The 19267-nt window shown below is 71.3% G+C and carries 17 protein-coding genes; 9 read left to right on the top strand and 8 right to left on the bottom strand.

All coding sequences use genetic code 11. From position 1 onward, the window contains the following. Positions 1-7: 7 nt before the first annotated feature. Positions 8-1477, bottom strand: a complete 1470-nt coding sequence (locus ACQHII_RS41000; RefSeq protein ID WP_427923986.1) for an aldehyde dehydrogenase family protein — start codon at positions 1475-1477, stop codon at positions 8-10. 220 nt (positions 1478-1697) lie between these two features. Between ACQHII_RS41000 and purU the strand changes: the two genes are divergently transcribed. Next, positions 1698-2570, top strand: coding sequence for a formyltetrahydrofolate deformylase (gene purU / locus ACQHII_RS40995; RefSeq protein WP_427923985.1), 873 nt, complete (start codon positions 1698-1700; stop codon positions 2568-2570). A gap of 28 nt (positions 2571-2598) precedes the next feature. On the opposite strand, the gene ACQHII_RS40990 is transcribed toward purU, so the two are convergent. The 3 genes from ACQHII_RS40990 to ACQHII_RS40980 form a co-directional block, all read right to left on the bottom strand. Continuing rightward, positions 2599-3435: a 5,10-methylenetetrahydrofolate reductase gene (locus ACQHII_RS40990; protein ID WP_427923984.1), complete on the bottom strand. Its 837-nt coding sequence runs from the start codon at positions 3433-3435 to the stop codon at positions 2599-2601. A 6-nt stretch (positions 3436-3441) separates the two neighbouring features. Beyond that, positions 3442-5109 (bottom strand): choline dehydrogenase, encoded by a 1668-nt coding sequence (betA, locus tag ACQHII_RS40985; RefSeq protein WP_427923983.1) that lies wholly within the window; start codon positions 5107-5109, stop codon positions 3442-3444. Positions 5110-5315: 206 nt separating this feature from the next. Beyond that, complete coding sequence (locus tag ACQHII_RS40980; RefSeq protein ID WP_427923982.1) at positions 5316-5486, bottom strand: hypothetical protein; 171 nt, start codon at positions 5484-5486, stop codon at positions 5316-5318. Positions 5487-6092: 606 nt separating this feature from the next. Here ACQHII_RS40980 and ACQHII_RS40975 point away from each other — a divergent pair. The 4 genes from ACQHII_RS40975 (at position 6093) to ACQHII_RS40960 (ending at position 10699) form a co-directional block, all read left to right on the top strand. Beyond that, complete coding sequence (locus ACQHII_RS40975; protein WP_427923981.1) at positions 6093-6974, top strand: phosphotransferase; 882 nt, start codon at positions 6093-6095, stop codon at positions 6972-6974. A gap of 50 nt (positions 6975-7024) precedes the next feature. Further along, positions 7025-8920 carry an ATP-binding cassette domain-containing protein gene (locus ACQHII_RS40970; protein WP_427923980.1) on the top strand — a complete coding sequence of 632 codons (1896 nt, stop codon included), beginning with the start codon at positions 7025-7027 and terminating at the stop codon, positions 8918-8920. A 101-nt stretch (positions 8921-9021) separates the two neighbouring features. Next, positions 9022-9711: a HEAT repeat domain-containing protein gene (locus tag ACQHII_RS40965; RefSeq protein WP_427923979.1), complete on the top strand. Its 690-nt coding sequence runs from the start codon at positions 9022-9024 to the stop codon at positions 9709-9711. Then, positions 9698-10699 carry a MerR family transcriptional regulator gene (locus ACQHII_RS40960; protein WP_427925518.1) on the top strand — a complete coding sequence of 334 codons (1002 nt, stop codon included), beginning with the start codon at positions 9698-9700 and terminating at the stop codon, positions 10697-10699. Before ACQHII_RS40965 ends, ACQHII_RS40960 begins: the two co-directional genes overlap by 14 nt. A gap of 6 nt (positions 10700-10705) precedes the next feature. Here the strand turns inward: ACQHII_RS40960 and ACQHII_RS40955 are convergent, their stop codons facing one another. Next, positions 10706-11407, bottom strand: a complete 702-nt coding sequence (locus tag ACQHII_RS40955; RefSeq protein ID WP_427923978.1) for a response regulator — start codon at positions 11405-11407, stop codon at positions 10706-10708. Further along, a complete protein-coding gene (locus tag ACQHII_RS40950; protein ID WP_427923977.1) occupies positions 11404-12675 on the bottom strand; it encodes a sensor histidine kinase in 1272 nt (423 codons plus the stop codon). Before ACQHII_RS40950 ends, ACQHII_RS40955 begins: the two co-directional genes overlap by 4 nt. 209 nt (positions 12676-12884) lie before the next feature. Between ACQHII_RS40950 and ACQHII_RS40945 the strand changes: the two genes are divergently transcribed. The 4 genes from ACQHII_RS40945 to ACQHII_RS40930 all read left to right on the top strand — a co-directional run bounded on the left by ACQHII_RS40945 (position 12885) and on the right by ACQHII_RS40930 (position 17942). Continuing rightward, complete coding sequence (locus tag ACQHII_RS40945) at positions 12885-13628, top strand: ABC transporter ATP-binding protein (protein WP_427923976.1); 744 nt, start codon at positions 12885-12887, stop codon at positions 13626-13628. Further along, positions 13625-16138, top strand: a complete 2514-nt coding sequence (locus ACQHII_RS40940; RefSeq protein WP_427923975.1) for an ABC transporter permease — start codon at positions 13625-13627, stop codon at positions 16136-16138. Before ACQHII_RS40945 ends, ACQHII_RS40940 begins: the two co-directional genes overlap by 4 nt. Positions 16139-16223: 85 nt before the next feature. Continuing rightward, on the top strand, positions 16224-16583 hold the full coding sequence (locus ACQHII_RS40935) for a DUF779 domain-containing protein (protein WP_019070898.1): 360 nt from the start codon (positions 16224-16226) through the stop codon (positions 16581-16583). Positions 16584-16790: 207 nt separating this feature from the next. Continuing rightward, positions 16791-17942 (top strand): phosphodiester glycosidase family protein, encoded by a 1152-nt coding sequence (locus ACQHII_RS40930; protein WP_427923974.1) that lies wholly within the window; start codon positions 16791-16793, stop codon positions 17940-17942. 22 nt (positions 17943-17964) lie between these two features. Here the strand turns inward: ACQHII_RS40930 and ACQHII_RS40925 are convergent, their stop codons facing one another. Further along, entirely contained in the window at positions 17965-18159 is a 195-nt protein-coding gene (locus ACQHII_RS40925) for a hypothetical protein (RefSeq protein WP_026150825.1), read from the bottom strand. Between the two features lie 155 nt (positions 18160-18314). Beyond that, positions 18315-19178: a phosphatidylinositol-specific phospholipase C/glycerophosphodiester phosphodiesterase family protein gene (locus tag ACQHII_RS40920; protein ID WP_427923973.1), complete on the bottom strand. Its 864-nt coding sequence runs from the start codon at positions 19176-19178 to the stop codon at positions 18315-18317. Between the last annotated feature and the right edge of the window lie 89 nt (positions 19179-19267).

Here is a 19267-nt window from a genome sequence, read left to right as displayed (position 1 = left end):
TCGGCGTTCAGCCGCGGAACCAGTGCTGCGGCCGGGGTTGGATGTTCTGCCAGATGTGCTTGGGCTCTCGGTACTCGTTCAGGCCGGTCGGTCCCAACTCCCGGCCTACGCCCGAGTGTCCGAAGCCACCCCATTCCGCCTGCGGCACATAGGGGTGGTAGTCGTTGATCCACACCGTGCCGTGCCGCAGCCGCCGGGCGACCCGCTGGGCCTTGCCCGCGTCCTGGGTCCAGACGGCGCCGGCGAGTCCGTACTCGGTGTCGTTGGCGATGCGTACGGCGTCGTCCTCGTCGGTGAAGCGCTCGACGGTCAGGACCGGTCCAAAGGACTCCTCGTGCACCACCCGCATGTCCTGCGTGCAGCCGTCGAGCACGGTCGGCGGGTAGAAGTGCCCGTCGGCGAGGGCGGGTTCGGTCGGCCGTTCACCACCGCAGCGCAGTACGGCACCCTCGGCGATGCCGGCCGCGACGTACGCCTCGACCTTGTCGCGGTGCTGGGCGGAGATCAGCGCGCCGGTCTCGGCCTCGGGGTCGAAGGGGCCGCCGAGCCTGATCTGCCGGGCGCGGCGCACCACTTCGTCCACGAAGCGGTCGTGCAGCGAGTCCTCGACGATCAACCGGGCGCCGGCCGAGCAGACTTGGCCCGAGTGCAGGAAGACGGCCGTGAGCGCGAAGTCCACGGCCGTCTCGAAGTCGGCGTCGGCGAAGACGACGTTGGGGTTCTTGCCGCCCAGCTCCAGCGCGACCTTCTTCACGGTCGCGGCGGCGGTGGCCATGATGCGTTTGCCGGTCTCCAGGCCCCCGGTGAAGGAGACCATGTCGACGGCCGGGTCCTCGGAGAGCGGCGCCCCCACCTCGGGCCCGGTGCCGAGGACGAGGTTGGCGGCCCCGGCCGGCAGCCCGGCCTCCTCCAGCGCCTTCATCAGCAGGATGGAGGTGGAGGGGGTGAGCTCACTGGGCTTGAGGACGATCGTGTTGCCCGCGAGGAGCGCCGGGGCGACCTTCCAACTGGCTTGCAGCAGCGGGTAGTTCCAGGGGGTGATGAGTCCGCACACCCCGACGGGCTCATAGACGACCCGGCTCACGGCGTCGTCGCGTCCGGTGTCGATGACCCGTCCGGCGTCGGTGCCGCCGATCCCGCCGTAGTAGCGAAAGCAGGAGACGACGTCGGCGATGTCGTACTCGCTCTCCACCAGCCGCTTGCCGGAGTCCAGCGACTCGGCGCGGGCGAACTCCTTGGCGTCGCGTTCGAGGATGTCGGCGGTGCGCAGCAGCAGGGCGGCGCGTTCCCGCTCGGGGGTGCGCGGCCAGGGGCCCTCGTCGAAGGCGCGGCGGGCGGCGGCTATCGCGGCCTCGGTGTCGGGACGTGTTCCCTCGGACACGGTCGCGGTGAGCGTGCCGTCGGCGGGACAGCGGATCTCACGGTGACCGCCGGCCACCGCGTCGCGCCATTCTCCGTCCACATACAGGTCTGCCACGTGTGGAGCCCTTCGAGCGAATTCCGTTGCGCATTGTGCACCGTATTGCTTGTGGTGGAACACCCTGGCGAATGTGCAGACATACGTCAAGGGGTTGGCAGATGACGATTTCGCCATGCGGCCCATTGCCCGGCCACCTCTTGACCGCGAGCGGCGCCCGGCCCAACCATGTTGCGTATCGCTCACCATGTTGCGCAACACGCACCAACGGAGGCCGTTCATGTCCCCTCGACCGCACCCTGGCCGCGAATTCGTCCTCACCCTCTCGTGCCCGGACACCACCGGACTGGTCCACGCCGTGAGCGGCTTCCTCGTCCGGAACTCCGGCAACATCCTGGAGAGCCGGCAATTCGATGATCGGCTCAAGGGCCGCTTCTTCATGAGGGTCCACTTCGACGTTTCCGATCCAAACGCCGACCTGAAAACACTGCGTTACCGATTCGGTCCGGTCGCCGAGGCGTATCGCATCTCCTGGACCCTGCGGGACGCCTCGACGCCGACCCGGACCCTGATCATGGTGTCCAAATTCGGCCACTGCCTGAACGACCTGCTCTTCCGCAAGCGCACCGGCGCCCTCAACATCGAGATCCCGGCGATCGTCTCCAACCACCGGGACTTCGAGGGCCTCGCGGACACGTACGGCATTCCCTTCCACCACATCCCGGTCACGAGGGACACGAAGGCCGAGGCCGAGGCGCGCCTCCTGGAGCTGGTACGCGACCTGGACATCGACCTGGTGGTGCTGGCCCGCTACATGCAGGTGCTCTCCGACGACCTGTGCAAGGAGCTGGAGGGTCGCGCCATCAACATCCACCACTCCTTCCTCCCCAGTTTCAAGGGCGCCCGCCCCTACCAGCAGGCGTACGACCGAGGGGTGAAGCTCGTGGGCGCGACCGCGCACTACGTCACGCCGGAACTGGACGAGGGCCAGATCATCGACCAGGACGTGGTCCGCGTCGACCACTCGCTCGACGCGGAGGAGCTGGTGACGGTCGGGCGGGACGTAGAGGCGCAGGTGCTGGCGCACGCGGTGAAGTGGCACAGCGAGAGCAGGGTGATGGTGGACGGGAATCGGACGGTGGTGTTCCGGTGAGCGAGGGTCGTATACGGGCCCGGCTGGGCTAGCCACCCAGCCGGTCCAGCGTCGCGCGACGCCAGCGCTCGGTTTCCGCGAGCTGGTTGAACGTGAAGACGTGCAGCCCCGCCACCCCCGCCGCGGGGGCGGTCAGCGCCTCCGCGCCGCGCGCCAGCAGCCGGTCCGGCGAGTAACCACCGGGCGCCGCGAACCGCAGGAACCAGGACGCGTGCTTCGTGAGGAAGCGCGTCGACTCCCCCACCCCGATCTTCGTCGCCATGGCCAGCAGCTTCGCGCGCTGGACCGGTCCCGCGACGCCCACATACAGGGGCAGGGTGACGTCACGGCGCCGGATCCGGCCGACCCACTCCCCCAGGACGCGCGCGTCGAAGCACAGGTTGCTCACGATGTACGTGGCGTGCGCGCGCTTGTCCCACATGGCCTGGATGGTGAGGTCGTCGTGGATGAGGGGGTGGCTCTCGGGATACCCGGTGATGCCGACGCGGGCGAACGGTCCGCCCAGCTCACCGAGCCTGCGCAGCACCGGCAGCGCCCCGTCGTAGCCCCCGGCCGGCGGATCGGCGTCGCCGGCCGGGACGAACACGTCGTCGACACCGGCCTGTCGCAGCCGGTCGACGACATCCTTGAGGTGCGCGTCGTCGCGCAGCAGGCGCGCGGGGACGTGCGGGACCACGCGGTAGCCGTGTGCCGCGAGCCGTCCGACGAGGTCGAGGGTCGGCTCCAGGCCCTTGACCGGCGACGCCGTCACGGTGACGACGACATCGCGCGGTACATGGGCGAGGACCCTCTCCTCGGTCGCCTTCGCGGGCAGCACCTCGTAACGGACGCTCGACAGCAGCGCCTTGAGACCGTCGCCGCCCAACCCGGCCTACCCGGCCTGCTTCTGGGCGTCCCGATGGCGGTAGTACACGGCCTTGGAGGGAGCCAGCGGCTCCTTCCCCAGGATCAGGTCGGCCGCCTTCTCGGCGATCATCATGACGGGCGCATAGATGTTGCCGTTGGTGACGTACGGCATCACCGACGCGTCGACGACCCGCAGTCCCTCGACTCCGTGCACCCTCATGCTGGTCGGGTCCACGACGGACATCTCGTCGGTGCCCATCTTGCAGGTGCAGGAGGGGTGCAGTGCGGTCTCGCCCTCCTTGGCGACCCAGGCGAGGATCTCCTCGTCGGTCTCGACGGACGGGCCCGGCGAGATCTCCCCGTCGTTGTACGGGGCCAGCGCGGGCTGGTTGAGGAGCTTGCGGGCGACCCGGATCGACTCGACCCACTCGCGCCGGTCCTGTTCCGTGGACAGGTAGTTGAAGCGCAGCGCCGGGTGCTCCAGCGGGTCCTTGCTCTTGATCTTCACCGAGCCGATGGCGTCGGAGTACATGGGCCCGACGTGCACCTGGTAGCCGTGGCCGCCGGCCGGCGAGGAACCGTCGTAGCGGACCGCGATCGGCAGGAAGTGGAACATCAGGTTGGGGTAGTCGACGTCCTCGTTGCTGCGGGCGAAGCCGCCGGCCTCGAAGTGGTTCGTGGCGGCCGGGCCCTTGCGGAAGAGCCACTGGAGGCCGATGAAGGGGGCGCGCCACTTCGCCATGTACGGCTGCATGGAGACGGGTTGCTTGCAGGCGTACTGGATGTACACCTCCAGGTGGTCCTGCATGTTCTCGCCGACGCCCGGCAGGTCGTGGACGACGTCGATGCCGAGCGCGCTCAGCTCCTCCGCGTTGCCGACGCCCGAAAGCTGAAGCAGCTGCGGGGAGTTGATGGCGCCGCCGCAGAGGATGACCTCGCGGGCGTGCACCTGGTGGATCTTGCCGCGGTGCCTGTACTCGACGCCGACGGCCTTCTTGCCCTCGAAGAGGACGCGGTTGACCATCGCGCGGGTGGTGACGGTGAGGTTGGGCCGCTTACGGATCGGCTTCAGGTAGGCCTTCGAGGCGGAGAGCCGTCGGCCCCGGCTGACGTTGCGGTCGAAGGGCGCGAAGCCCTCCTGCTGGTAGCCGTTGACGTCGTCGGTGCGCGGATAGCCCGCTTCCTGAACGGCGTTGAGGAAGGCGCCGAACAACGGGTTGGCGGCGGGGCCCCGTTCGAGGACGAGCGGGCCGTCGTGGCCGCGGAACTCGTCTTCGGGCTCGGCCGCGAGGCAGTTCTCCATCCGCTTGAAGTACGGCAGACAGTGCGCGTAGTCCCAGCTCTCCATACCGGCGTCGGCGGCCCAGCGCTCGTAGTCCATGGGGTTGCCGCGCTGGAAGATCATGCCGTTGATGCTGCTGGAACCGCCCAGCACCTTGCCGCGCGCGTGGTAGACGCGCCGGTCGCCCATGTGCGGTTCGGGTTCCGACTCGTACTTCCAGTCGTAGAACCGGCTGCCGATCGGATAGGTCAGCGCGGCGGGCATGTGGATGAAGACGTCCCACGGGTAGTCGGGCCGGCCCGCCTCCAGGACGAGCACCTTGTTGCCCGGGTCCGCGGAGAGCCGGTTCGCCAGTGCGCTGCCGGCGGATCCACCGCCGACGATGACGAAGTCGTATTGCAGGGGAGCCATGATCTCTCGTCTCGCTCGCGCCGTAGATACGCGAGGCATGCTAATACGGGTATCGCCATACGCACCAGGTTGCGAGCAACGCAACTTGCAAGGTCCAGGTTTCCGGGTTGTTACCGCTGATCGAGCACGTCGGGGCGGGGGCGGGCAGCACTCGGGAGCCCCGGGTATCGGGGCGCGCGGCAGAATGGGGCCCGGGGGGGGCGGGGCTACGGGGCGAGCGGGTGGACCGCGCCCATGGCCTGGTCGAGAAGCCGCGGCAGCGGCACCGTGCCGTCGCGCTCGACCCAGGTCTCGATGGCCGCGTCGAGGCAGCCGAGGGCGCCGGCGATGAGAGCGGACCCGCCCGGGTCGGCCGTCGCGCCGGTCCGGCGGACCACCTCGGGGCGCAGCAGCTCCCGCAGCTATAGACAGCGCTCCTGGCAGCGACTGCGCACCGACGGCGACCGGACGATCGCCCGGGCCGTCCGAAGCGCGGCGCCACTGTCCTTGCCCTGCCGAACGGCGGGCTCCAGGGCGTGCCGCAGCGCCGTCCAGATCGGCTCGTCCTCCGGCCGTCGCCCACGGCGATTCGGCCACGACCGGTACCCCCGCTCGCCCCGCAATTCAGGGGCGGCCGACCGAGGCACCCCGCAATCACGCGGCGCGGAAGCGACTCAAACACGCGTGTTCGAAACCAGCGGCGGGCGCGTTGTCCCGGTCATCATCAGTCGTCCCCAACCCGGCCTGTACGCCGCCCTGTTGGTGATGCGTTCCGGTGGCCGCCCTACACACCGGCACCGGTCCACGCTTCGTTCGCCCACCTGACCGACCGCTGGAGGAACCATGAACCCCAACCCCAACCCCGTTGTCTGCGCCCATCCCGTCCCCGGACGGCCCGAGGCGACTCGGGCGGCTGCCGGTCCCCGTACGACGTTCGGTGCCGGTGCCGGTGCCGCCGTGTCGCCCCTCTCGGATACGTCACGCCCGACACCGAGGTGGGGGGCATGACCGACCCGAACTCCCTTGCGTCCCCGCTCCGTTCGTGGGCCGAGAAGACCCTGGGCCCGATCACCGCCGTACGCCGCCTCCCGCCCGGCTCGTCGCCCGCGGCCGTGTGGCATGTGGTCCGCGGGTCGGACAACGCCCGTTTCCATCTCAAGACCGCGCCGTCGCCGGGGGCGTTCACCCGGGAGACGTTCGCCTACCGGCACGCCGTGCCCGCCCTCGGCCCCGGCAACGCGCCACGCCTGGTGGCCACTTCGGCCCGGCACCTGGCCATGATCCTGACCGCCCTGCCCGGCACACCCCTGTCGCAGGCGCGGCTGTCGGAGACCGCGCTTCAAACGGTCCACTGGCGGGCCGGAACGCTCGTCGCCGAACTGCACCAGGCCGGACGCCCCACCCCCACGGCGCGCCACGAGGCATCCGCGTTCCTGTCCCGTCTCGCCGACGCGGCCGCACGCCATGCCGACGCGGCCGGTGACCAACTGTCGCCGGCGGAACGGCAGTTCGTCATCGCGCTCGCCGACCGTCTGCGTGTCCTGGACCGGCTGCCCCTGGGCTTCGTCCACGGTGGCGGCATCGAAGCCGGCCTCCGTTGGTCCGGTGTCGCGCGGCCGGCGCTCCAGGACTTCGACCGCGCGCGTTTCGCCCCGGTCGTGGTCGACTTCGTCCACCTCGCCTACGGTCCGTGGGCCGAACGGCCGCTCGTGCGCGGCGCGTTCTTCGACGGTTACGGCCGCGCGCTGGGCGCCGAGGAGCAGCAGGCCCTGCGCTGTCTGACGGGGCTGCACGCGGTGCGGTCGCTCGCGGAAGGTTCGACGTACGGAGACCGGGCGGCGGCCCGCACGGTACTGGACCGGCTCAAGAGCGAGGTGGGCGCGTGAGGCCCGACCCGAACGCCGTCCCGTCCGGCCGAGGTACGGGCGGAGGCTCGGTGAGCGCCGCGTCCCGGCCGACCGGGCCCGTGGGGGCGGGGCGGGTCGCTCCGCCGCCGCCCGCCGAGCTGCGCTATGGCGGCAAATACAGCAAGAACCCCTTGGAGGAGGCCGCGTTCGCGGCGATGGTGCGGCGGCTGCCGTCGGTGCTGTCGCGGACCGCGCGGATGGCCTGGGCGATCGACCGGCGGGCCGTACTGCTGCTCGTCGGCTGCCAGTTGGCGGTCGGCGCCGGTGCCGCGGTCCAGCTGACGGCCACCGCGCACGCGATGCGCGCGGTCTTTGGCACCGGCCCGGTGCCCGACCGCCTGCACCAGGCGCTGCCCGCCCTCCTCGTCATCACCGTGGCCGCGGTCATCGGCAGGACGGCGACCGCGCTGTCGTCGTACGCCGACGGCCGGATCACACCGGTGCTGACCACGGAGGCGGACAGTTCGCTGGTGGCGGCGGTGTGCCGGATCGAGGCCGCCGCGCGCGCCGAGGACGGGTGCGCGGACCGGCAGGAGGCCGCGGAGATGGGTGTGGTCCGCAGCCACGTCATGGTCCAGGACGCCACCCGCCTCACCGCCGCCGTCATCCGGATGGTCACCGCGAGCGGGGTGCTGACGGTTCTGCACCCGCTCCTGCTGCCCCTGCTGCTGCTCGCCGTGGTCCCGGCCGGCGTCGGCGCCGTGCTGCACGCCCGGGTCACCTACGAGACGCACTACGCAAACGTCGGCGACCGCAACGTCCGCCAGAACCTGCGGGGTTGGGCCACCAGCGCGAAGTTCACCGACGAGATCCGCGCCAACACGATGACCGGCTATCTCAACTTCTGGTACCGGACGATCTCCGAACGCATCGACGCGCGCACGCTGACCGCCGCTCCGCGGATGCTGAGGATCGTGCTGTCCAGCTCGGCGATCGGCGGGATCTTCCTCGTCGCGACCTGGGCGGCGCTGGCGTGGCTGGTGAGCACCGGGAGGATCGAGCCGGCCATCGCCGGGACCGCGGTCGTCGCCGTCCAGACCACCCTCGGCGCGCTCTCCCAGGTCGTCGTCTACGGCGCGGCCATGTTCCACACCTCGCTCTACCTCGCCGACATGGACTCCTTCCTCGACTACGCCGACCAACACGCCCCCAAGCGCGGCAAGTCGACGGTGACCGGGCCGATCACGGAGATCCGGGTCGAGGAGGCCTCGTACCGGTATCCGGGCAAGGAGACCCCGGCTGTCGCCGGAGTGTCGCTGACCGTGCGCCGGGGCGAGATCCTCGCCCTTGTCGGTGAGAACGGGTCCGGGAAGTCCACCCTGGTCCGGCTGCTCGCCGGCATCTTCCTGGCCGACAAGGGCACGGTCTCCTGGAACGGCGAGGACGTCACCCGCCTCGACCCCGACAGCCTGTGGGTCCGGTCCGGTCTGGTGCCGCAGTCCTTCGCGCAGTGGCCGCTGTCGGTACGGGACAACGTCACCCTCGGCCAGCCCCGCGAGGACGGCGACGCCCTGGTCCGGGAGGCGATCGACGCGGTCGGCCTGACCGAGGCCGTCCACCAACTCCCGTCCGGACTGGACACGTTGCTGGCCCGGGACGTCTGGGGCGGCAGCGAGTTCTCCGGCGGCCAGTGGCAGCGCCTGGCCTGCGCACGCGCCCTCTACCGCAGGGCAGGACTCCTCATCCTGGACGAGCCGACCTCGGAGATGGACGCCCGAGGCGAACACACCATCCTCGGAAAGATCAAGGCACTCTCCGGCGACTGCATCACGATCGTGGTGACCCACCAACTCGTCAACACCAAGATCGCCGACCGAATCCTCGTCCTGGACCACGGCCGAATCACCGAACAGGGCCCCTACGACCAACTCGCCGCCGGAGGAGGCCTGTTCGCCGACCTCCTCGCCCTGTCCACCGACCGCTGACCCACCTGCCGCCGTGGCCGCGGTCCAGCGTCGAGGCACGGAGGCCGTTTGACCTTGACACGGTGGCAGGGTCTTCACTGCTGGCCGAGGAGGTGGTCCCGATGACCATGGCGAGGCAGGACACGGATGCCGTACGGGCGCTGAAGGCGCTGGAGGACACGAGTTCGTCCGTGCGGCTGCGGGCGGCGCTGGCGGTCGGGACGGTGCCTGACCCGTGCTTCGTCGGCAAGCTGGTCGAGCGGTGCGCGGTCGAGCCCGAGTTCTTCGTTCGCGACATGCTGACCTGGGCGCTCACCCGTCATCCGGTGCCCCTGACGCTCCCCGCGCTGTTCCGCGAAGTGCGCTCGGAGCGTGCGCAGGCGCGCGGTCAGGCGCTGCACACGCTGTCCAAGATCGGGGACCGGCAGGCGTGGCCGGCGATCACCCGGGAGCTGCTCTCCGACGCCGACGACGAGGTGGCGAGGAGTGCCTGGCGGGCCGCGGCAGTGCTGGTGCCGGGCGGCGAGGAGTCCGCGTTGGCCACGGTGCTGGCGACCCAACTCGGGCGCGGTGAGCGGGAGACGCAGCTGAGTCTGAGCCAGGCGCTGGTCGCGCTGGGTGAGGTGATCGTGCCGGCTCTGGACGCTGCGACGACGGTCCCCGACCCGCGTGTGCGGGCGCACGCGCTCGCGACACAACTGCTGCTGCGCGACCCGGACGCCGGGTTCGAGTCGGCGGTCGAGGAGGCCAAGCGCGTCGTGGCCCTCACCGGGGCGCCCAGGACGGACGATGAGAACCGTGCTGATCGGTGAGGTGTCGCGACGGTCCGGGGTCAGTGCCCGCATGCTCCGGCACTACGAATCGCTCGGCCTGGTGCGGCCTTCGGGTCGTACGGGATCCGGCTATCGGGAGTACTCCGCGGACGACATCCGGCGGATCTTCCACATCGAGAGCCTACGGTCGCTGGGCCTGTCGCTGCGGGACATCGGGCGGGCGCTCGACGACCCCGGCTTCACGCCCTCCGCGCTCGTCGGCGACCTCGTCCGGCAGACGCGCGACCGTATCGCGGCCGAGACCGAACTGCTCACGCGGCTCGGCCGGATCCGTGCCGCGGACCCCGGCGGCTGGGAGGACGTGCTCCAGATCGTCGCGCTCCTCCAGGCGCTGGGCTCGAAGAGCGCCGACGCGCGTCAGCGCGCGGTCCTCTCCTCCGGCGACGAGGTGCCGGTGGAGGCGCTGGTCGAGGCGGCACTCGGCGAGACGGAGCCGAACGTCGCGGGGGCCCTGCGCTGGGCCCTCGCGCGGTCGGAGGACGACGGAGTCCGGGTTCTGTTGGCGGAGGGCCTCTCCTCGCCAATGGCCGCGGTGCGGGAACGTGCCGTTCAAGCCCTTGTCGAGCTGCCCGGCGACGTGGCCGCCGCGCAGCTGCGGGACGCCCTCGCGAGCGCCGACGCGGTGGTCCGCGGGCACGCGGCCCTGGCGCTCGGCGCACGTGGTGTGGCCGACGCGGTCCCGGCGCTCGTCGACATGGTCGTGGCGGGAAGGAACGACACCGACGCGGCCGATGCGCTGAGCGTGCTGGCGAGCGACACCGCGACAGCGGACCGGATCGCGACCAGGCTCGTCGACCGCCTCGCCGACGACACCACCGGGGCACCCGCACGCGGGCGGCTGACCCAGGCACTCGCGGACATTCCGGGGCCGACGGCCTCACGCGCCCTCGTGGAACTGGCGCGGGACGGGGACCGCGCCGTCGCTCTGACCGCCAGGTACCTTCTTGGGCTCCGCGACGCGCGGTGACAGGGCCTACGCCCGGCGCGCCTCCGTGCCCTCGCCCGTGTCGTACGACCCGGGGCTGACGAGGCCCGTCTCGTATGCGACGACGACTGCCTGGGCGCGGTCGCGGAGGGTGAGTTTGCCGAGGATGTGGGAGACGTGGGTCTTCACCGTGGCCTCGGACAGGTGGAGTCCGGTGGCCAGTTCGGCGTTGCTCAGGCCCTGGGCGAGGAGGCGCAGGACGTCCAGTTCGCGGGGTGTGAGGGCGGCCAAGTCTCGGTGCAGGGACGGTCGTTCCGCACTACGGCGGGCGAATCGCTCGACCAGGCGGCGGGTGATGGCGGGGGCGAGCAGCGCGTCGCCGGCCCGGACCGTGCGGACGGCGGCCACAAGGTGTTCCGGCGTGACGTCCTTGAGGAGGAAGCCGCTGGCTCCGGCGGCGAGCGCCGCGTAGACGTAGTGGTCGAGGTCGAACGTGGTGAGCATGACCACGCGCGGTGCGTCCGCAGCGCCGCCGAGAATGCGCCGGGTCGCCTCCAGGCCGTCCATGTCGGGCATCCGGATGTCCATCAGCACCACGTCGGGCCGGGTGCGCCGGACCGCCTCGACGGCTTCGGCGCCGTCGGTCGCCTCGGCGACGACCTCGATCCCGTCGGCGTCGAGGATCAGCCGGAAGCCGGTGCGTACGAGAGCCTGGTCGTCCGCGACCACGACGCGCGGTGGGCCGTTCACAGGTCCCCCAGGGGATGCAGCGGGATCCGGGCCTGTACGCGGTAGCCGCCGAGGAGGCGGGGGCCGGTGCGCAGGGTGCCGCCGTAGACGGCGAGGCGTTCGCGCAGGCCGATCAGTCCGCGGCCGTTGCCGGTGGCCGCGGCGGGGCCGGGTCTGCCGCCGGTGTCCGTGACCTCGACGTGGAGTTCGTCCTCGCCGTACGACACCTGGACCCTCGCGTCGGCTCCACAGGCGTGCTTCACGGTGTTGGTCAGGGCCTCCTGGACCACGCGGTAGGCGGCCAGTTCGACGCCCGGGGACAGGGGGCGCGGGGTTCCGGAGACGGTCAGTTCGACCGGCACTCCGGCGCCGCGTATCCGGCCGACCAGCGCGTCCAGCCGGTCCAGGCCCGGTTGCGGGGCGAGGCTCTCCGGCTCTGCACCCGCGTCCGTCTCGGTGCGCAGGTCCATCGTGAGCAGGCCCATCACATCGCGCAGCTCCCCCATCGCCGCCCGGCCGCCCGCCTCGACCGCGAGCAGTGCCTCGCGCGCCCGGTCGGGGGACTTGTCCATGATCTTGCGGGCGGCGCCGGCCTGGATGACCATCACGCTGACGTTGTGGGTGACGACGTCGTGCAACTCCCGGGCGATACGCGCGCGTTCGTGCTCCACGGCCCGGTGGAGCTCCTCGGTCCTGGCGTTCTCCACCGCCGTCAGCCGGGTGTGGGTCTCGGCCGCCCGCAGTTTCCAGGTCCTGAGGCCGATGGCGGCCACGACGAGCGGCGCCGAGATGAAGAGGGCGACGTACTGGGTGGGCACGGTGGGTGCGACGTAGGCGTACGGGTTGTGCGGACCCGTGGCGCCCGACCTGCTGATGAGGACGATCGTCACGGTGAGACTCGCCAGCGTGGGCAGCCGGTGGGGACTGTAGGCCGCCGCGCTGTAGGCGGCGATGACGCAGGAGTAGAAGGTGAGGCGGGCCACGTCGTCCGGGGTCAGTGCCATCGCGACCGTCACGATCCACAGCACGGCGAGCGGGTAGCGGCGCCGCCACGCCAGCGCGGCCGAGGCCAGGAACACGACGAGCACCAGGTCGGTCATACGGTGGCGGTGCGCCTCGTCGTAGCCGTCGCCCCACGCGTACTGCATCGCCACGAAGGTGAGGACGAGCGCCAACGCGGCGTCGACGAGCCGCTGTTGCCCCGTGGGGCGCGGCAGCAGGCCGCCGGGACGCAGCAGCGCCCGAGCCGCCCGGCGCAGCCGGGCCGGAACTTCCTCTCCCACCGTCACCGGCCCATTGTCCCGGGTGCCGGCACCGCCCGGAATCCCTCCGACGGACGGGCCGACTACATCCGTCGGCTACCTCTCGGGGATGAGATCCGGGGCCATCGGCCCAGCGCGGTACGGCAATTACCCCGGGCGACCGGCGCGCCCCCGCCGGTGGTGTTCCTAGCGTCGGTGGCGTCCGAACCGAGCGACTCACCCTGGAGAAGGCCACCATGACGACACCGCTCATCGAACTCCTCGATGTGAGCCGCCGCTACGGCAGCGGGCCGCCCGCGCTGGAGGACGCGTCACTGAGTGTGCGGGCCGGTGAGGCCGTCGCGGTTCTCGGGCCTTCGGGCAGCGGCAAGTCGACGCTGCTGAATCTCGTCGCCGGTCTGGACCGGCCCGACTCCGGGACGGTCACGGTGGACGGTGTGCGTGTCGACCGGCTGGGCGAGGCCGGGGCGGCCCGTTACCGGCGGGCGCGGATCGGGATGGTGTTCCAGTTCTTCAATCTGCTGGACGAGCTGTCGGTCGCCGACAACGTGGCCCTGCCCGCCCGGCTGACGGGCCTCGGGCGGCGCGAATCGCTGAGCAGGGCGGCCGAGTTGCTGGAGTCGCTCGGCATCGCCCGGCACGCCGGGGCGTTCCCCGGCCGGTTGTCCGGTGGTGAGCGTCAACGCGTCGCGGTGGCACGGGCGTTGATGAACCGTCCCGCACTGCTCCTGGCCGACGAACCGACCGGTGCGCTGGACTCCGCGTCCGGGGAGGAAGTAAGCCGCCTGCTGCGGGAGTTGAACGCCGACGGTCAGACGATCCTCGTGGTCACGCACGACCTGGCGCTGGCCGAGTCCTGCACCCGGCGCACCGTCCGGCTCACCGACGGCCGCATCACGTCCGACACGAGCACGGAGGACGGCGGACCCGTTCCCGCCGGCACGTCCGGCGCCGCTACGGAGCCGGGGTCGGTCCGATGAGTGTGCTGGGGCGGGTGATCGGCTCGGGCATGGCGCGGCGCCGGGTGCAGACGCTGGTGATCGGGCTGGCCACGTCGCTGGCCGTGGCGGCGGCCGTGCTCGGCGGTGCGCTGCTCGTGTCGTCCGAGGCGCCGTTCGAGAAGGCCTTCGAGCGGCAGAACGGGGCGCAGTTGACCGCGCAGTTCGACGCGAGCAGGGCCACGGCCGCCCAACTCGCCGTCTCCGCGCGGGCGTCGGGGGTCACGGCGGCGGCCGGCCCGTTCCCGACCGCGACCGTCACGCCGGGCTTCGGCGGGCACGACGGCGCCCCACTCGCGCTGGCGGGCCGGGCGACATCGGGCGGTGAGGTCGACAAGGTGGCGGTCCTCAGGGGCCGTTGGGTCGAGAAGCCCGGCGAGATCGTCGTATCGGCGGACACCGGGCCCGAGGTACGGCTCGGCCAGACGCTGGACTTCCCCGATCTGCCAGGCAGCCCGACCCTGACCGTGGTCGGTGTCGCCCGCTCGGTCAGCCGTACCGCCGACGCCTGGGTACTGCCGTCACAGATCGTGAAGTTGACACCGTCCGGCCGGGTCGGCGGCTACCAGATGCTGTACCGCTTCGCACACGCCCGCACCTCCGCCCAACTGGCGCACGACCGCGCCACGTTGACTGCCACGCTGCCCGCGAAGTCGCTGACCGGCGCCCAGTCCTGGCTGGGCGTGAAGAAGATCTCCACCCGTGACACGGCACTCTTTGTACCGTTCCTGGTCGCCTTCGGCGTACTGGGGCTCGTCATGTCGGTACTGATCGTGGGCAATGTCGTCGCGGGCGCGGTGGCCACGGGAACACGCCGGATCGGTGTCCTCAAGGCCGTCGGCTGCACACCCGGACAGATCGTCCGGGCCTGCGCCGGCCAGGCCCTGATCCCTGCCGCGGTGGGCGCGGCCCTCGGCACGGTCGCCGGCCATCTCCTCGCGACACCCGTCCTCTCCGACACCGCGGACGCCTACGGCACGGCCGGACTCGGCATCGAGATGTGGGTCGATGTCGCGGTGATCGGCGGGGTGTTGGGCATCGTCGCCGGCACCGCGTGCGCCAGCGCCTGGCGGGCCGGGCGGTTGCGGACGGTCGACGCGCTGGCAGTCGGGCGCACTCCGGTGGCGGGGCGGGGTCGGTGGGCGGGCGGAGCGGGGGCCCGAATTCTGGTGGCGGGTCGAAGCCAGCGGCCGGCGGAGACGACCGCCCAGCCCTCCGCAGCGCGCCATGACCGGCGGGCCGCCGGGACAACCGCCCAGCTCCCCGCAGCGGGCCTCGGCCAGTGGGCGGCCAGGACGGCTGCCCGTCTTCCGCTGTCGCGGCCGGTCGGGCTCGGGCTGGCGCGGCCGTTCGCGCGGCCCGCCCGGACGGTCGCGATGGTCGTGGCGGTGTTGTTCGGCGCCGCTGCCGTCACCTTCGCCACCGGGCTGTCCGCTTCGCTGGGCGAGGTGATCGCGGCCAAGAACCACAACGCGGCGGACGTCACGGTCGGTGCACCGGCCGGAACTGCCGGGTCCGGCAAGGTGGTTCGGCGAGGGCAGCCGACGGGCGCCGCCTCCGGTCCGGCCGCGCTCTCCCCTTCCGTCGCAGCCGCCATCGCGGCCCAACCCGGCACCCGGGCGTACTACGGCAGCGCCGCCCTCGACGCGGCCGTGTCGGGGATGAGCGGAACCGTCACGGTGACCGCGTTCGACGGTGATGCCTCCTGGGGCGGCTTCACGATGGTCGGCGGACGGTGGTTCAGCGGGGCGGGCGAGGTCGTGGTGCCGAGCACGATCCTGACCGCCACCGGAACGAAGGTCGGCGACACCATCACCATCACCGTGCGGGGCAAGCCGGTTGTGGTCCGGATCGTGGGCGAGGTGTTCGACACCGGCAACGACGGGCGCCGGGTCTTCACCGACGCCGCCACGCTCAGGACCGCCGTACCCGGCCTCAAGTCCACGACCGAGTACGTCGATCTGAAACCCGGCACCGACACGGACGCGTATGTGACCGCGCTCAACGCCGAGTTGAAGCCCCTCGGGGTGAGCGCGACGAGCGCCAAGTACGCGAACGGCAGCGACACCGCGACCGTCATCGACTCGCTCACCGCACTGCTCACCGTGCTGCTGGTCTGTGTCGCCGGGCTCGGTGTGCTGGGCGGGGTGGTGCTCGACACCCACGAGCGTGTCCGCGACCTGGGCATCCACAAAGCGCTCGGCATGACACCCCGCCAGACCGTCACGATGGTCGTCGCCTCGGTCGTCCTGCCGGGACTGGCCGGCGGCGCCCTCGGCGTACCGCTGGGCCTGGCCGTGCACCACGCGGTGCTCCCCGCGATGGGCCGGGCGGCGGGACTGCGGCTGCCCGACTTCGTCGTCGACGTCTACGGCGCGGGGGACCTGGTCCTGCTCGGGTTCGCCGGAGTCGCCGTCGCCGTCCTCGGCTCACTGCTGCCGGCCGGCTGGGCGGCACGCATCCGCACGGCGACCGCACTCCGGGCCGAGTAGCCGAACCGAATGGACACGCAACCTTCTCGCAACCTCGCGTGTGCTGCGATGGGTCATCGCATCCGGCTAGCTGGGGACGGCAGACATGGACGACAACACCCCGCGCGTCGAACTCACCCCCGCCGCGGAGGACCTGCTCCGTCAACTGCACGCCCAGCACGGCCCGCTGATGTTCCACCAGTCCGGCGGTTGCTGCGACGGCAGTGCGCCGATGTGCTACCCGGAGGGCGAGTTCCGTACGGGCGGCTCGGACGTGCTCCTCGCCGAGCTGGCGGTCGAGGGCGTTCCGGAGCCCGTGACGTTCTGGATCTCGCGCAGCCAGTACGAGGTGTGGAGCCACACGCGGCTGATCGTGGACGTCGTAGCGGGTCGCGGCAGCGGTTTCTCGCTGGAAGCACCCGAGGGGGTGCGTTTTCTCACCCGTTCCCGTGTAGTCGGCGCCTAGGAGCCCCGCCGGTCACCGTCTTCTGCTGCACTTCCCCTGAGTCCTGGATGAGTTGACGAGACATCAGGGGGCACTGTGACGCACCGTCAAGAGCGTTCCGGAGCGGCACGTTTCAGAGTCGAGCGTTTCAGAGCCGAACGTTTAAGAACAGGCAAGTCGGCAGTCGCGTTTCTCGCGGCATTCGGTGCGCTGGCCGGTGCGGCCCTGGTGGGGGCGGCACCGGCCGGCGCCGTGCCGGGCACCACTCGGCTCGCGCCGGGCGTCACGTACCGGCAGTTCGACATCACGGCCGCCAGGGGTGTGACCCACGCCCATGTGGTCGTGGTGGACCTGCGGAACACCCATGTGCGCGTCAACCTGCTGTACCCGGGCGCGGTGGCGGCCCGGGAGCCCGTCTCCGAGCTGGCCGACTCGGCGGGTGCCGTCGCGGGCGTCAACGGCGACTTCTTCAACATCACCGAGACCCAGCATCCGGGTGTCGCGGCCACCGGTTCCACCGACGGACCGGCCATCGCGAGCGGTGTCGCGCTCAAGGGGTCGGTGCCGGACGGCCAGCGTTTCGGGCCCGCGCTGCCGCCCGGCACGAACACACGGAACGTGCTCGGCGTGGGTATCGACCGCGTGGCCCGGCTGGACAGCCTCACCCTCAAGGGGACGGTCGGTACCCCGGAGGGCCGGATGCCGCTCGGCGGGTTCAATCAGTACGCGCTGCCGGTGAACTCCATCGGTGCGTTCACCACACAGTGGGGCAGCGTCTCCCGGGTGCGTGCCACATGTGGCACGGACACGAACCGGGCCGCCGCGTGCAGCACGGACACATATGAAGTCACCATTCGGCACGCACGGGTCGTGTCCAGGTCCAACACTCCCGGCAGTGGTGCCATCGCCGCGGGCACCACCGTCCTCGTCGGCCGCGAGGCGGGCGCGCGGCAGTTGCGGAAGCTGTCCGTCGGCGAGCGGGTGCAGGTGCTGCACCGGCTGGTGGCGTCGAGGTCCGGGGTTCCGTACCGCTTCGCCCTGGGCGGCTACCCGGTACTGCGGGGCGGACGGCCGCTGGCCAGTCTCGACAACGCGACCTCGGCCGTGCGCACCGCCGTGGGGATCGCGCAGAACGGCCACCGTCTGCTGCTGTTCGCGACGGACGGCGCGGTCGCGTACCGCAGCGGTCTGACGATCGCCGAAGTAGCCGCCGAGATGAAGAAGCTGGGCTCGGCCGACGCCTTCAGTCTGGACGGCGGCGGCTCGACGACCCTGGTCGCCCGCGCACCCGGCGCGAGCGCCGTCACGGTACGGAACCACCCCAGCGGCGGCGCCGAGCGGCCCGTACCGAACGGTGTCGGGATCTTCTCGACCCGCTGACCTCACGGATGACCCGCAGACCTCAGGGATGGAGTCCGCTCACCAGATCCGCGGTGGCCGTGAGGCCGCTGTGGATCGTGGGCGCCATGCTGGTACTGGCCATGAAGAACCCGAGCAGTGCGCAGACCAGCGCATGGGAAAGTTTCAGCCCGCCGCTGCGCATGAAGATCACCGCAAGGATCAGGAGCAGCAGCACCACAGAGATGGAAATGGCCATCGTCACCCTCCTCCGCCACGCCGACGTGTCTGGTTCGCGGCGTTCGGCCGCAAGTGTGGCGTAGCGGAGGGTTCATCCGGGCTACCGACGTGTCCCCCGAACGTGTGGTGTCACCCCATGTCACGTGACCACATGTCTCATGGCCACATGTGGTGTCACGCCGTGCGGTGGGCGTCCAGGAAGGCTTCCAGTCCGGCGAGGTCGTCGGTGTTGAGGAAGTCCACACCGGCGGCGTACAGCTCCTCCCACAGCGCTTCACGGGCGGGGCCCGCCAGGTCCGGGGTGTTCCAGAACCGCACGGTCTGCCCGGCCGCGTGTGCCTGCCGCACGATGTCGCGCAGCTTCTGCCGCTCGGCGTCGGGGAAGGCTCCGTCGCCGAGCCAGGTGAAGTTGGTCTGCCAGTTGTCGCTGATGAGCGAGATGAAGGAGGCGGGCGCCGAGGTGCCGAGGTCGGTGAGCCGGCCGTCGTAGAAGGCGCGGCGCACGGTCTGCGCCTCCATGGGGACACGGGCCGCGCGGTCGCCGGAGATGACGTTGGTGACCGCGCCCTGGTGGACGCGTCCGTGGACGTAGGTGGTGAACAGGTGCTTGTAGCGCAGGAGATGGCGGTCGAGTTCGAGGTACGTCGAGGACCCCTCGGTCTTGATGTCGATCAGGAGCTGGAGCGGCCCCCGCCAACCCCGGTACACGGAACCGTGGTTGGCCTTCACCAGGGCCGAGAGCGGGTCCAGGTAGAGGGATTCGAGGGTGCGGCTCGGGTCGAGTTCGGACGCGTCGTGTCCGATGAGGAGTTGGTCTCCGACGAGGAAGATGTCGGCCTCGACACTGCCGAAGCGGTGGTCGAGGGCGTCGAAGAGGGGCCGGGGGTGTTCGTAGTCGTTGTGGGCGTGGGCGCGCCACAACGGGCGGCGGCGGTGCCCCCGTTCGGCGGCGAACGCGCTGCCGGCGGGCGGGGCGAGCACGACCGCGAGGGTGGCGCCGAACGCGGTGAGGGCTCTGCGACGGGTGATGAGGGCCATGGTGTTCCTCCCTGTGGGGCGGGTTCGAACCACAGGGAGTATGGGGCTGTACGGCCCCCAATGAACCTGTACATGCCAGGAGTTGGCCG

It is taken from the genome of Streptomyces sp. cg40 (genome assembly GCF_050320165.1).
Taxonomy (GTDB): Bacteria; Actinomycetota; Actinomycetes; order Streptomycetales; family Streptomycetaceae; genus Streptomyces; species Streptomyces hokutonensis.
This window is presented reverse-complemented; position numbering and strand designations above follow the sequence as displayed.